Origin of the sequence: Streptomyces afghaniensis (genome assembly GCF_044327915.1) — a bacterium.
In the GTDB taxonomy this organism is placed as follows: domain Bacteria; phylum Actinomycetota; class Actinomycetes; order Streptomycetales; family Streptomycetaceae; genus Streptomyces; species Streptomyces afghaniensis.
The window spans coordinates 94,827-107,735 of record NZ_JBIRGJ010000013.1 but is presented as its reverse complement, the minus strand read 5'-3'; the positions used below and the strand labels follow the sequence as shown (position 1 = coordinate 107,735).

Annotated in this window: 10 protein-coding genes; 8 read left to right on the top strand and 2 right to left on the bottom strand. The window is 72.8% G+C overall.

Going from position 1 to position 12,909, the window contains the following annotated elements; all coding sequences use genetic code 11:
• The first annotated feature begins 118 nt into the window (after positions 1-118).
• The 3 genes from solA (at position 119) to ACH4G3_RS40445 (ending at position 3,499) form a co-directional block, all read left to right on the top strand.
• A complete protein-coding gene (gene solA / locus ACH4G3_RS40455) occupies positions 119-1,255 on the top strand; it encodes an N-methyl-L-tryptophan oxidase (RefSeq protein ID WP_397629152.1) in 1,137 nt (378 codons plus the stop codon).
• A 115-nt stretch (positions 1,256-1,370) separates the two neighbouring features.
• Entirely contained in the window at positions 1,371-2,051 is a 681-nt protein-coding gene (locus tag ACH4G3_RS40450) for a haloacid dehalogenase type II (RefSeq protein ID WP_397629151.1), read from the top strand.
• A gap of 71 nt (positions 2,052-2,122) precedes the next feature.
• A complete protein-coding gene (locus tag ACH4G3_RS40445; protein ID WP_397629150.1) occupies positions 2,123-3,499 on the top strand; it encodes a pyridoxal phosphate-dependent decarboxylase family protein in 1,377 nt (458 codons plus the stop codon).
• Positions 3,500-3,624: 125 nt separating this feature from the next.
• Here ACH4G3_RS40445 and ACH4G3_RS40440 read toward each other — a convergent pair whose 3' ends face one another.
• Positions 3,625-4,977: a diacylglycerol/lipid kinase family protein gene (locus tag ACH4G3_RS40440; RefSeq protein WP_397629149.1), complete on the bottom strand. Its 1,353-nt coding sequence runs from the start codon at positions 4,975-4,977 to the stop codon at positions 3,625-3,627.
• A gap of 325 nt (positions 4,978-5,302) precedes the next feature.
• Between ACH4G3_RS40440 and ACH4G3_RS40435 the strand changes: the two genes are divergently transcribed.
• The 4 genes from ACH4G3_RS40435 (at position 5,303) to ACH4G3_RS40420 (ending at position 9,451) form a co-directional block, all read left to right on the top strand.
• On the top strand, positions 5,303-5,809 hold the full coding sequence (locus tag ACH4G3_RS40435) for an SRPBCC family protein (RefSeq protein ID WP_397629148.1): 507 nt from the start codon (positions 5,303-5,305) through the stop codon (positions 5,807-5,809).
• The gene (locus ACH4G3_RS40430; protein WP_397629147.1) at positions 5,809-6,867 is read left to right on the top strand and encodes an LLM class flavin-dependent oxidoreductase; all 1,059 of its coding nucleotides are present in this window, start codon (positions 5,809-5,811) and stop codon (positions 6,865-6,867) included. The genes ACH4G3_RS40435 and ACH4G3_RS40430 overlap by 1 nt, the downstream gene beginning before the upstream one ends.
• 71 nt (positions 6,868-6,938) lie before the next feature.
• Positions 6,939-7,628, top strand: a complete 690-nt coding sequence (locus ACH4G3_RS40425; protein ID WP_397629146.1) for a hypothetical protein — start codon at positions 6,939-6,941, stop codon at positions 7,626-7,628.
• Positions 7,629-8,347: 719 nt separating this feature from the next.
• A complete protein-coding gene (locus tag ACH4G3_RS40420; protein ID WP_397629275.1) occupies positions 8,348-9,451 on the top strand; it encodes a GNAT family N-acetyltransferase in 1,104 nt (367 codons plus the stop codon).
• 48 nt (positions 9,452-9,499) lie between these two features.
• On the opposite strand, the gene ACH4G3_RS40415 is transcribed toward ACH4G3_RS40420, so the two are convergent.
• Positions 9,500-10,087 carry an AMIN-like domain-containing (lipo)protein gene (locus ACH4G3_RS40415; protein ID WP_397629145.1) on the bottom strand — a complete coding sequence of 196 codons (588 nt, stop codon included), beginning with the start codon at positions 10,085-10,087 and terminating at the stop codon, positions 9,500-9,502.
• 148 nt (positions 10,088-10,235) lie between these two features.
• Between ACH4G3_RS40415 and ACH4G3_RS40410 the strand changes: the two genes are divergently transcribed.
• Positions 10,236-12,806, top strand: coding sequence for a SpoIIE family protein phosphatase (locus tag ACH4G3_RS40410; RefSeq protein WP_397629144.1), 2,571 nt, complete (start codon positions 10,236-10,238; stop codon positions 12,804-12,806).
• The last annotated feature ends 103 nt before the right edge of the window (positions 12,807-12,909 follow it).

The following is a 12,909-nucleotide window of genomic DNA, read 5'->3' as shown; positions in this document are numbered from 1 at the left end:
TTCCCGGGCGGAAAGTGAACGCCATCCTCAGCGGGACCCGAACCGGAAGGTTCCGCACGGTGTCGGCACCGCGCTGGTCCCGACTACCACCCGACCACACCATCGAAAGGACGGCCTCATGCGCATCCCGAAGCGCGTCGCCGTGATCGGTGCCGGCAGCATGGGCAGCCAGGCCATGTGGCGACTGGCCGCCCGCGGGGCCGAGGTCATCGGCTACGACCGGTACGCCCCGGGGCACGACCGTGGCGCGGCCGGCGGCGAGAGCCGCATCTTCCGAGCGGCCCACCTCAGCGAAGCCGGGTACGTTCCGCTGCTGCGGCTCGCGGACGGGCTGTGGGAGCAGCTCCAGGCGGAGACGGGCCGGTCGCTGCGACGCCGCAGCGGATGCCTCGTGATGGGAGAGACCGCATCACCGGCCATGCGCCTCCTCCTGTCCGCCAGCTCCACCCATGGGCTGGACCACGAGGTGCTGGACCGGGAGGAACTCGCCCGCCGCTACCCGCAGCACCGCCTCCCGGACGGACACACCGCCGTCCTCGACCGCGAGGGCGCCATCATCAGGCCCGAGGCGTCGGTCCAGGCCGCCGCCACCCGCGCCGAGCAGCTGGGCGCCCGGCTGCGCCGCTACACCCCGGTGCGGGAGATCGCCCCCGCGGCGGGAGGCGGGGTGAACATCGTCACCGACCAGGGCACGGACCACGTCGACACCGCCGTGGTGACCGTGGGCCCCTGGATCAACACCCTGCTCCCGGACCTCCCCCGGAGCGTCGACATCCGCCGGGTGGTCTGCTCCTGGCACCTGCCCACCCGCCACGACTGGTTCGCGGGCGGGGCCCCTCCCTTCGTGCGCGCCACACCCCACGACTGCTTCGGGATCCCGTCGCCCGACGGCATCTCCGTCAAGCTCGGTCTCTCCTTCAAATACCATGCGCCGGTACCTGAGCCCGAACGGCTCGACCGTACGGTCCGCCCCGAAGAACTCGGCACCTTCCGCGAGCTCATCCGTGAACTCATGCCCGACCTGAACCCCGACCCCATCAGGCTGGCGGCCTACATGGAGGGCTACACCGAGTCCGGGAACCCGCTCGTCGGTCATCTCCCCGGCGAGGACGACATCGTCGTCATGGCCGGATTCTCCGGCAGCGGCTTCAAGCTCTCCCCCGCCATGGGCGAGATCGCCGCCGACCTGGCACTCGACGGCACCACGGACCACCCCGTCGACTTCCTCGCCCCGGCAGGAGTCGGCGCCGCCTGATCCCCGGCGCTTGTCCAGGGCATCCCCCACCTCGACACCTCTGTCACGAGCATGCCCGAAAAGGCCCGCGTCGGGCCGTAACCAGTTCCCCGTAGCAAGAAAACGGAGCACTTCCATGCCCATTCCCTCCTTCCAGTTCCGCCCGAAGTACGTCTCGTTCGACTGCTACGGCACGTTGATCGAGTGGCCGATGACCCCCACCACGCGTGAGCTCGTCGGCGACCAGATCCCGGCCGAGCACTGGGACCAGTTCGTCAAGGAGTTCCGCGGCTACCGCTACGACTCGGTCCTCGACAAGTACTACCCCTACGAGCAGACACTGCAGGCCGCCTTCGAGGGGGTCTGCCGCAAGTGGGGCCTGAAGGCGGCCCCGGACGCGGGCAAGCGGTTCGCCGACGGCGTCCGCAGCTGGGGCCCGCACGCCGACGTGCCGGACCCGCTGAAGAAGATGGGCGAGAACTACAAGCTGGTCATCCTCTCCAACGCCGACGACTCCTTCCTCGCCGAAAGCGTGCCCCGGCTCGGGGCGGACTTCCACGCGGTCTTCACCGCGGAGCAGGCCGGCTACTACAAGCCCCGCTACGCCGCGTTCGAGTACATGCTCGACCAGCTCGACGCGTCCCCCGAGGACTTCGTGCACGTCTCCTCGCACACCCGCTACGACCTGATGCCGATGCACGACATGGGCTTCCGCAACCTCGTCCTCCTGGACCGCGGCTGCGACCCGGTCACCCACGGCTACGACTACGTGACGGTGAAGTCCCTGGACGAGCTCAACACCATGCTCGGCATCTGACTCGCCGGAGGCAGTCCGAGCTCCCTCTTTTGGCCGTGCCCTGCAGCTCAGACGGGGGTTACGGTCGTGCCATGGACGAGCTGACCAAGATCTTCCATCGCGCTGCCGAGCACGCCGCCGCCTACCGCCGCTCGCTGCCCGAGCGGCCGGTGGCGCGGCCCGTCGACCACGCGGCCCTGCGCGCCGCGTTCTCCCGCCCCTTGAACCACTCACCCGCCGACCCGCTCACGGTGGTCGACGAGTTGGTGGCCGCCGCAGAGACCGGACTCGTCGCCACCGCGGGGCCGCGGTTCTTCGGGTTCGTCGTCGGCGGGGCGCTGCCCGCCGCCACCGCCGCGGAGATCCTCGCCGCCGGGTGGGACCAGAACGCCTTCAACGCCGCGCTCTCGCCCGCCGCGCTCGCAGCGGAGGAGGCGGCGGGTGGCTGGCTGAAGGACCTGCTCGGCATTCCCGCCACGGCGTCCACCGGGTTCGTCACCGGCGGGCAGGCGGCCAACACCGCAGGCCTCGCGGCAGCCCGTCAGCACCTGCTCACCGAGGCCGGCTGGGACCTCGGGCACAAGGGGCTGGGCGGCGCCCCGCGCCTGCGGGTGGTCGCGGGCGAGGAGCGCCACGCCACCATCGACCGCTCGCTGCGGCTGCTCGGCCTGGGCACCGACTGCCTGGAGACGGTCCGCACCGATGGACGCGGCGCCCTGGACACCGACGACCTGCGCCGCGTGCTGGCGTCCGACCGGGGCACGCCGGCGATCGTCTGTGCCCAGGCGGGCAACGTGAACGCCGGTGCCTGCGACGACCTGCGTACCGCCTGCGATCTCACCCACGCCCACGGCGGCTGGCTGCACGTCGACGGCGCCTTCGGCCTGTGGGCGGCCGCGAGCCCGGCGACCCGCCACCTCGTCGACGGCGTCGAGCTGGCCGACTCCTGGGCCTGTGACGGCCACAAGTGGCTGAACGTGCCCTACGACTGCGGCTACGCCTTCTGCTCCCGCCCCGCCGTTCACGCCGAAGCCCTGTCGTACACCGCCTCCTACCTCACCCGCGCCGACAGCACCGCGGCCGGCGGCGCCGACTACACGACCGAGTCCTCCCGCCATGCCCGCGGCTTCGCCACCTGGGCGGCGCTGCGCGAACTCGGCCGTGACGGCGTGGCCGCGCTCGTGGACCGCTGCTGCCTGCTCGCCCGCCGTTTCGCCGACGGCCTGTCCGCGGCGGGCTTCGAGGTGGTCAACGACGTGGTACTCAACCAAGTCCTCGTCGGCTTCGGCGACGACGCCCGCACCGATCACGTCGTGCGGGCGGTCCAGGACGACGGCACCTGCTGGATGGGCGCCACCACCTGGCGCGGCCGACGGCTGATGCGCATCTCGGTTTCCGGGCACAGCACGACGGAGGCCGACGTCGACCGGTCGATCGCGGCGATCGTGCGGCTGGCGCGGGCGTCGTGATCCTGGCGGCACTCATGAGGCCCGCGATGACGATCCTCAGGCGCTTTCCCCTGTAGAGGCCGAGCTGCACCTTGAGATGCGAGGCTCCCACCTCCCGCACCACGGCGTGGGCCTCGGCAAGGTACTCAGGTACGCCAGGAGCGCGACGGTGCGGCGGTACGGCCGACCGCCGCCGCCAGCTTGCGGAGCCGGCGCCAGTCCAGGCGCGGTGGCGCCTCGGGGACCCCGGGGCGGTTGCGGGGCACCCGGACGCGCAGGGCCCGGCGGGCGATGCGGCAATGGACGGGGGCGGGCAGGGTGAGCGCCTCACCGTCGAGGCCGACCTCCAGGTGCGAGGCGTCGGCCTCGACGACGACGTGCTGGGCGGTGAGCACCGTGAGCCCCTCCGGGCGCGGGGCCAGCAGGAGTTCGGCCGCTTCCACGGCACTGTCGACGCGGACGGCGAGCACGCCCAGCTTCCCGGAGTCGAGCCGCTCGCGCCGGCCGAAACCGAACGGGTCGTCCATGCGGTACGGGTTGTTGCTCACCAGCACGGCCTGCGGGTCGGCGATGGTGGTGCCGTCGGCGCCGGCGGTCAGCCGCGGGCCGCTCTGCCGGGTGAGCAGGTCGGGCAGCCGCTCCAGCGCCGCGCCCACCTTGTCCTCGCGGTAGCCCGGGCTCTGGACGACGGCCCCGTACACGCCGAACGAGGCGTTGTTGACGAAGGGGCGGCCGTCGGCGAAGCCGAGGTCGACGCGGAGTTCGACGCCGTCGGTGAGGGCGTCGAGGCACGTGGACGGATCGTCGCGGTCCAGGCCCAGGTCCATGGCGAAGTGGTTGCGCGTGCCGGCCGAGATGACGAGGAACGGCAGGCCGTGTTCCGCCGCGACGGCGGCGACCAGAGCCTGCGTGCCGTCGCCGCCCGCGACTCCGAGCAGATCGGCCCCGTCGGCCACGGCGGCCCTGGCCAGGGCGGTGACGTCATGGTGCTGGTTCCCGTCGAGGAGGACGACCTGGGCCCCCAGCGCCTCGGCCTTCTCCTTGAGGCCGAACTTCTCGACCTTGCCGCCGCCGGACCGGGGGTTGAGCAGGAGGAAGGGGCGTTTCGGCGGTGGCGTGCGGTGCTCCTTGACCCGTACCGGCCGCAGACCCGTGCTGCGCAGGGCATAGCGGCCGCTCCAGACCGCGAGGCACCACAGCACCAGGGACGCGAAGACCACCCAGAGCAGATTGGCGGCCGCGAAGAGGGTGATGACGGAGACAGGTGTGCCGACGGCCAGGGCGGCCGCCCCCGTGCGGGCGGGTCCCCGGCGGGACAGGACCCACCAGAGCGCCGCCGCGGTCAGGGCGAGTCCCGCCAGGCCGACGGCGAGCATCAGCAGTCCTTTCAGACCGCCGGACACGAGGGGCAGCAACGCCGCCAGCGCGACCGCGGTGAGGGCGCCCCTGGCCGCCCATCTCTGCCGGCGGTGATACCGCTCGCTCATCGCCGATCCCATGTGGTTCCTCCACTCGAAGGCGCGGGCGGGCCTTCCGGACCGCGCTCGGCCGTGAAACATGGTGCCCGCCGACGGATCGGCATGGCCACTGCCATCCCTGATGGCTCCCCCGCCGTGGGGCGCGTCAGACGTGACGATCTTCCGGGGCGGAGCCATCGGTAGCGTACGCGGCCCCGCGAGCGCTGTTCCGCGCACCGGGGCACATCGGTGCCCAACCGTGCCGCCGCTGCCGACAGTGGTTCCGCACTCCCCCTTGACCTGGTGAGTCTCATTCCGCAACTCTGCTGCTTGGCACAGTTCCTGTCGACGAGGAGGCCGGCACGCGATGGAGTGGACGGGCGCGCGGTACGCGGACGGACCGACGGTCGAGGTGAGTACGTGGATCGACGCCCCGCCGGGGCGGGTGTGGGCGCTGGTGTCGGACGTGACGCGGATGCCCGAGTTGAGCGAGGAAGTCCAGTCGGTGCGGTGGGTCGACGGGGCCACCGGTCCCACGGTCGGGGCCCGGTTCGCAGGGCGGAACAAGCACGAGGCGTTCGGCGAGTGGGAGACGACCTCCACGATCGTCGCGTGCGAGCCCGGCCGGGTGTTCTCCTGGGCGGTCGGTGATCCGGACGAGCCCAGTGCCGTCTGGCGGTTCGGCCTCGCACCCGAGAACGGCGGGACCGAGCTGTCGCAGTGGATGCGGATGGGGCCCGGTCGCTCCGGGCTCTCCTTCGCGATCGACGCCATGCCGGAGAAGGAGCAGAAGATCGTGTTCGTGAGGTTGCGGGAGTTCGAGCGCGGCATGACCGCCGCGCTGGAGCGGATCCGGCAGTGGGCGGAGGGGTGATGCGGACGGCGACGACCGTCGAGGCATCGGGCCTCGGCTCCTGGTCCCGGCAGGCCGACTTCGTCGTCGAGGCCGAGAAACTGGGGCTCGACATCTGCTGGGTGGCCGAGGCGTGGGGCTCCGACGCCCCGTCCGCCCTGGGCTTCTACGCGGCCCGTACGGAACGGATGCTGCTGGGCTCCGCGGTCATGCAGGTCGGGACGCGCACACCGGTGGCGCTCGCCCAGACGGCGATCACCCTGTCGAATCTGTCCGGCGGGCGCTTCCTGCTCGGTCTCGGCCCCTCGGGTCCGCAGGTGATGGAGGGCCTGCACGGGGTGCCGTTCGCCCGTCCCCTGGTGCGCGTGCGCGAGACGGTGGAGATCGTGCGGCAGGTGCTCGCGGGCGGCAAGATCTCCTACTCCGGCTCCGAGTTCAGGATTCCGCTGCCCGGCGGGGAGGCGGTGCCGATGCGCCTGTCCATGCGGGCCGAGCACGCCGTGCCCGTCTACCTGGCCGCGCTGTCACCCGCGATGCTGCGGCTGACCGGCCGGATCGCGGACGGCTGGCTCGGCACCAGCTTCGTCCCGGAGGGTGCGGCGGACGCCTACTTCGCCCCGCTGGACGAGGGGCTGGCCTCCGCCGGCCGCAGCCGCGCAGGCTTCGACGTCTGCCAGGGCGCCGAGGTCGCCTTCGCCCCGGACGAGGAGGCGCTGGGCGCCATGGTCGCGGGCCGGAAGAAGGAACTCGCCTTCAGCCTGGGCGGCATGGGTTCCGCGTCGGCCAACTTCTACAACCGGGCCTACAGCCGGCAGGGCTGGGCCGAGGTCGCGGCGGAGGTGCGGGAGCGCTGGCAGGCGGGTGACCGGGACGGTGCTGCCGGTCTGGTCACCGACGAGATGGTGCTGGCGACCACGCTCATCGGCACGGAGGAGATGGTGCGGCGGCGGCTGCGCGTCTGGCGGGACGCCGGGGTGGACACGGTCCGTCTCTACCCGGCCGGACAGACCCTTCAGGACCGGCTCGACACCCTCGGCCGGGCGATCGAGTTGGTCCGTGAGGTCGGCGCCACGACCTGAACAGGGCAGGCAGGTAGGCTCCCTTGCCGATCATCGGACGACACGAACAACAGGGGGGCTCCGTGCGGGCCATGGGTACCGTGACGACGACCGCGCTCGCATGCCTGCTGACGGGTGCCGCACTGACCGGGTGCGGCACCGGCGGCACCGGCGAGGAGAAGTCCGCCGACGACATCCTCGACGAGGCCAACGCGACCATGCGGAAGCTGAACTCGGTCACCGTCGACATCACCAACCGCACGACGAGCGGCGGTTCGGTCACCAACCGTCTCCAGACCGACCTCGACAGCCGGTGCAGATCCAGGACCACCTGGTCCCGGGGCGGCACCCTGGAACAGATTCGGCTCGGCGAGACGGACTACGTCCGGCCGAACCGGGCCTACTTGCAGAAGTGGAAGAACTACCCGGGCCTCACCGGCGAGCAGAAGCGGTGGGTGAAGACGCCGGTGGACCCCGCCGGCGCCGGCCGCGACGGTCTCGCGTCCTGTGAACGGCCCTTCGACTCGTTCGGCACGGCACGCAAGGGCGGCTCCGCCCGCGTCGAGGGCACGAAGGCCGTCAAGCTGGTGGTGACCGACAAGGCGGACAAGGCGGGGACGTACACCTTCTACGTGGCGGCCGAGGGCAGGCCGTACCTGCTCAGGACGGTCTACAAGAGCGACGCACAGCAGACCACCACCTCCTTCAGCGACTTCGACGAACCGCTCGACATCCGGGCGCCGAAGGCGGGCGAGGTGCTGAGCGTGCCGGGCGGCAGCTGACCGGCGCCGCGGGAGAGCGGGCGATCGCCGACAGCGCTTTCCGTTGGAATTCGGCAGCAATTGGCCGAGTGGGACGAACAGGCGCACAAGGGCTTGACGGGGCGAGATGCGCTCGGCCTACTGGAAGGCGCAGCCGGCCGTGTCGGGGGTCTGGTCCGGCGCGGGCCCCTCGGGCCGAATCGCTCCGTCCTCCCCCGCCGAGACGCAGATCAGGGGTCTGATGGTGCGGCGACGATGGGCAGCTGCGGTGGGCCTGGTGGCCTGCCTGCTGTTGCTGCATCTCGTGGTCCCGGGGCTCGCCCCGGGCGGGCGCACGGGTGAGGCCGCGGTCACGGCGGCGGTGGACGCGACGGAGCCGGGGCCGGCTTCGGGCACCGGCTCCGAAGGGCCCGGGGCCGAAGGCGCCGGGGAGCCCTGTCCGTGCGAGGAGGAGCCGTCGGTCCGCAAGCCGGCGGCACGGACGCCGAGGACGGCGGGAGCGGCCCGGGCGGGCGCCGTGGTGACCGGCGCGTCCCTGGTGGACCGGGGTGGTACGGACGTCCGAGCGGTGGGAACGGGCCGGTGTCCAGGGGTGGCCGCAACCGCCCCGAACGCCGCTGAACTACAGACGTTTCGCTGCTGAGTGACGGCAGTACCGACAGGGGCCTGCGCCGTGCGGCCCGAGTACTGCCTGGTGCCGGTACGCGGTGATGTGCGGGCCTTCGTGTGTCCCCATGCCGATGACACAGGAGGCGGAGTTGCCCGGAAAGCGTGTTCTGATTCTGAAGCCGGACGAACTGAGCCCGTCCGACCGGAAGATGTGGCGGGAGATACGGACGGAGTCCGGTGCCCCGGCGAATCCCTTTCTCGACCCGGCGTTCACCACGGCGGTGGGCCAGGTCAGGCCCGCGGCCAGAGTGGCGGTGTTGCACGACGACGGCTCCCCGGTCGGGTTCTTCCCGTACGAGAGGGGCCCTTTGGGGCAGGGCAGGGCCATCGGGCTCGGCGTGTCCGACAGTCAGGGGGCGGTGCTGCGCCCCGGGATCCGGCTCGACGCCCGCAGGTTACTGAGGTCCTGCGCGCTGTCGTCCTGGGAGTTCGACAACCTCGAAGCCGGCCAGGGGGTGTTCGTGCCGCACGCGGTCGAGGAACTCGCGTCCCCGGTCGTCGACATCGACGAGGGGTTCGAGCGGTACACGCAGCGGCTGCGCGCGAAGTCGCCGGGCTTCCTCAGACAGACCCTGGCCAAGGAGCGCAGGCTGGCCCGGCAGGTCGGCGAGGTGCGGTTCGCGTACGACGCCCGGGACCCGGGCGCCTTGCGGGCGCTGATGGAGTGGAAGTCGGCGCAGTACCGGCGGACCGGCCGGCGCGACCGGTTCTCGCAGGAGTGGATCACCCGGCTGGTGGGGCTGCTCCGGGAGAGCGAGGAACCGGAGTGCCGTGGCGTGCTGTCCGTGCTGTACGCGGCGGACCGGCCCGTGGCCGCGCACTTCGGGCTGCGCTCGCGCACGGTGCTGTCCTGGTGGTTCCCGGCGTACGACCGCGCCTACGCCAAGTACTCCCCCGGCCTGGTGCTCCAGCTGAGGATGCTTCAGGCCGCGGCGGCCGACGGCGTCGGGACGGTCGACCTGGGGAGCGGTCCGGCCCGCTACAAGGAGTCGCTCAAGACCCGTGACCTGCCGGTGTACGAGGGGGTGGTGGTACGGCCGGTGCCGGGCGGGGCTGCCCACTGGGTGAGCCGGGAGCCCGCACGGGCCGCCCGTCGCTTCGTTCGCAACCGGCCTCGCCTGGCCGGCGTGGCGGCGCGGGCCCTGGAGGAGGTGGGGCGGCTGCGCGGTCACTGAGACCGGCCCGGCCGGGCGCCCGGCTCCGGGGAACCGGGCGCGCCGCGGTCAGCTCGTGCCGGTCCAGCTGTGGGCGACGTCCACGATGACGCGGCCGTCCAGCTGCAGCACCCGGAAGGGCAGCCGGGCGCGGACGCCGAGCCCGATCTGGGTCTCCCCCTCGAAGCTGCCGGCGAACCGGGTGTCCCGGAAGGTGCGGTAGCCGGTGAGGTCCACACCCGGCAGCGGGCGCGAGACCCGGCCGGGATACGTGGCGGCGCCGGTCTCCGGGTCGTAGGCGGGCGCTGCCACCCGGACCTCGAGGACGGCTCCGCCGGCCACGGGAATCTCCCGGCCCGAGCCGTCCTGGTAGAGCCGGTCGACGTAGCGGACCGAGTAGCCGACGTCGCTGCCCCCGCCGGGCACGTCGACGACCATCCGGTCGAAGCAGGTGTGACGGCCGGTCCGGATGTCCTTCACCGGCGCGATCGTGCCGCTGGTGTCGGTCTTGGGGAGGCTGCCCCAGCCGGTCGGGCAGGCCGTGGCCTGAGTGGCGGCCCGGGCGGCGACCGGTGTGGCACCGGCCGGGACGGCTGCCACGGTCACCGTGGCACCCACGAGCGCGAGAGTCGCGCATGCTGTTCTGATTCGTACCATTTCCGCCCCCGAGGCTCGCATGTTGCTGGTATGGGGTGAGACGACCGGCCGGACCGAAAGGTTGCACCCACCGCGCCGGACCGCCGACCATGGCACATCCTGGTGGGGAGCGATGGGGTCCGGTGCGTCCGTACCGGGAGGACGCGAGATGGATGAGTCAGCCGCCGGACCGGACGGGCCGCGGTCACGCGACGGCCCGGGCCGGGGCGGTGGTGACGGCCGGGTCCGGACCGGGGACACCGGCTGGATCGAGGCTGCCCTGACCTCTGCGCTGATCGGGGCCGTACGGGACCTCGGGGGCTACGGCGGACTGGTCTACCTGCGCTCCCGCGACCGGCGTTCGCTCGTGCTCGCGATGGTGACCGGGGTGCCCCGGTCGCTGCTCAGGTCCTGGTGGCGGGTGCCGGTGGGCGGTGCGCTGCCCATGGCGGAGGCCTACCGGCGCGACGAGACCCTGTGGCTGCCGGACGAGCGCGCCACCATGGTGCGCTTCCCGCACTTCACCGCCGGGCTGCCGTACTCCTTCGGCTCCGCCTACCAGCCGGTACGGGCCGGCGGCGAGGCCGTGGGTGTCCTGGTCGTGCTGCGTTCGGCCGCCCGGTCGCCGATGGACGCGGCCGCGGTGGAGCAGGCGCTGCGGCCCGCCGGGCAGGCCATGGAGGAGCGCCTCACCCGCCTCGCCGCCGGCCGGCCGGGCACGGGCCCTGCCGCGTACCGGGTCGAGTACGACGGCGAACCGGTCGGCGTGCGGCTGCCCACGCCCGCCGTCCATCCTCCTGTCCGGGTCGGGCTCATCGACTGGGACCTGGACAGCGACCGGTGCACGGCGGACGACGAGGCCCTGGCTCTCCTCGGCATCGGCCGGACGGAGTTCGGCGGCACGATGGCGGACATCGAGGCCCGTATCAGCCCCGACGACCTGCACGAACTGCGGGCGAGCCGGCGCGACGCGCTCACGCTCGGCCGGGTCAGGTCCCGGCACTTGCGGGTGCGGGACGACTCCGCGGGCGAGGCGGAGGCCGGCTACCGGCCCGTCGAGCTGTGGGGGCATCTCGGGCACGGCGGCGCCGGTTCCGCCCGGGTCCTGGTGGGGGCCCTCGTCGACGCGGTCAGCGGGCTCACGGCGGCCGAGGCCGCCGAGCGGCTGCCCGACGGTCTCTTCTCCCTGGACCAGGACGGCCGCGTGACGTACGCCAACCGCTGCTGCGAGGAACTGCTGGGCGGCGGCCGGGAGGCGCTCCTGGGCCGCTATCCGTGGGAGGTGATCACCTGGCTCCGGGATCCCGCGTACGAGGACCGCTACCGGGCGGCGATGCTGTCGCAGGAACAGGTGTCCTTCCTCGTGCGGCATCCCGCCGGGAACTGGCTGAGCTTCGTGCTGTACCCGGATGTGCACGGGCTCACGGGCCGGGTCCGTCCGGCCGGACCGCCCACCGAGGCCGGGCCTGCGCTCGAGGCGGGGTCCACCGCCGGTCCCGTTCCGGGAGCCGTGACGCCGCCGCCCGGGCCGGTCGCCGCGGCGCGGGCCGGTGCGCTGTACCACGTGGTGCAGATGGCGAGCGTGCTCACCCAGGCGGTCACCGTCGAGGACGTGTGCCGGGCCGTGTCCGAGCAGCTGCTGCCCGCGTTCGGTGTCCGGGAGCTCGCCCTGTACACGGTGCGCGAGGGCCGGATGTACCTGCTGTGGGAGTCGGGCTACCCGGAGGGCTTCCTCGCCCCGTTCGAGGGTGTCACCCTCGACACGCAGCTGCCCGGCGTGCACGCGCTGACCACGCGGCTGCCGCTCTTCTTCGAGTCGCCCGAGGACCTATCCGTCGCCTACCCGGGCATCACCCTGGACCGCATGAGCGCCTGGTCGTTCCTGCCGCTGATCGCCTCCGGGCATCCCGTCGGCTCGTGCATCCTCGGCTGGGACACCCCGCACCGGTTCACCCCGGACGAGCGTGCCGCGCTCACCGCGCTGAGCGGGCTGGCCGCGCAGGCGCTGGAGCGGGCGCGGCTCTACGACGCCGAGTCCGCTGTCGCCCGTGGTCTTCAGGAGGGGCTGCTGCCGCACCGGCTGCCCGCCGTCGTGGGGCTGCGCACCACCGGCCGCTATCTGCCCGGCACCCAGGGCATGGCCATCGGCGGCGACTGGTACGACGTGATCACCACGGGGCGCGGGGTGGCCCTGGTCATCGGGGACGTGGAGGGCCACAGTGTCGGAGCCGCCGCGGTGATGGGCCAGTTGCGCAGTGCGGTGCACGCCTTCGCCGCGAGCGAGTGGCCACCGCAGGAGGTCATCACGCACACCAACCGGCACCTGGCCGAGCTGGAGGCGGACGTCTGCGCCACCTGCTGCTACATCGAGCTGGACCCGCGTACGGGGCGTGCGTTCGCCGTGCGGGCCGGGCATCCCCCGCCGCTGCTGCGCCGCCCCGACGGGCACGCCGAGACGCTGGATCTCGTGGGCGGCGTCATGCTGGGCGTGCAGCCCGACGCGGACTATCCCGTCACGGAGCTCACGCTGGCTCCGGGCAGTGTCCTCGCCCTGTACACCGACGGGCTCGTGGAGCAGCCCGGCAGCGACATCGAAGCCGGCATCGAGGAGGTCCGTCGCTGCCTCGCCGACACTCCGGCGGACTCGGTGGACCATCTCGCGGACCGGCTGGTGCGGACGGCCCGCCGCGCCCGGGAGCGGCCCGACGACGTGGCGCTGCTGCTGACGGCGTACCGCTGAGGGACCGGGCCCGCTCACGCGACCGGCGTGGGCGACGTGGCGCGGGGTACGGTGGGCGGGACGTGTGAGCGAGGCGGTGGTGGCGGTGGAGTGGCAGCGGTAC

What these genes read in the sequence shown, in the direction of transcription:
- solA (WP_397629152.1), top strand. Translation starts at nt 119, where the DNA reads ATGCGCATCCCGAAGCGCGTCGCCGTGATCGGTGCCGGCAGCATGGGC.
- ACH4G3_RS40450 (WP_397629151.1), top strand. Translation starts at nt 1,371, where the DNA reads ATGCCCATTCCCTCCTTCCAGTTCCGCCCGAAGTACGTCTCGTTCGAC.
- ACH4G3_RS40445 (WP_397629150.1), top strand. Translation starts at nt 2,123, where the DNA reads ATGGACGAGCTGACCAAGATCTTCCATCGCGCTGCCGAGCACGCCGCC.
- ACH4G3_RS40440 (WP_397629149.1), bottom strand. Translation starts at nt 4,977, where the DNA reads ATGGGATCGGCGATGAGCGAGCGGTATCACCGCCGGCAGAGATGGGCG.
- ACH4G3_RS40435 (WP_397629148.1), top strand. Translation starts at nt 5,303, where the DNA reads ATGGAGTGGACGGGCGCGCGGTACGCGGACGGACCGACGGTCGAGGTG.
- ACH4G3_RS40430 (WP_397629147.1), top strand. Translation starts at nt 5,809, where the DNA reads ATGCGGACGGCGACGACCGTCGAGGCATCGGGCCTCGGCTCCTGGTCC.
- ACH4G3_RS40425 (WP_397629146.1), top strand. Translation starts at nt 6,939, where the DNA reads ATGGGTACCGTGACGACGACCGCGCTCGCATGCCTGCTGACGGGTGCC.
- ACH4G3_RS40420 (WP_397629275.1), top strand. Translation starts at nt 8,348, where the DNA reads ATGACACAGGAGGCGGAGTTGCCCGGAAAGCGTGTTCTGATTCTGAAG.
- ACH4G3_RS40415 (WP_397629145.1), bottom strand. Translation starts at nt 10,087, where the DNA reads ATGGTACGAATCAGAACAGCATGCGCGACTCTCGCGCTCGTGGGTGCC.
- ACH4G3_RS40410 (WP_397629144.1), top strand. Translation starts at nt 10,236, where the DNA reads ATGGATGAGTCAGCCGCCGGACCGGACGGGCCGCGGTCACGCGACGGC.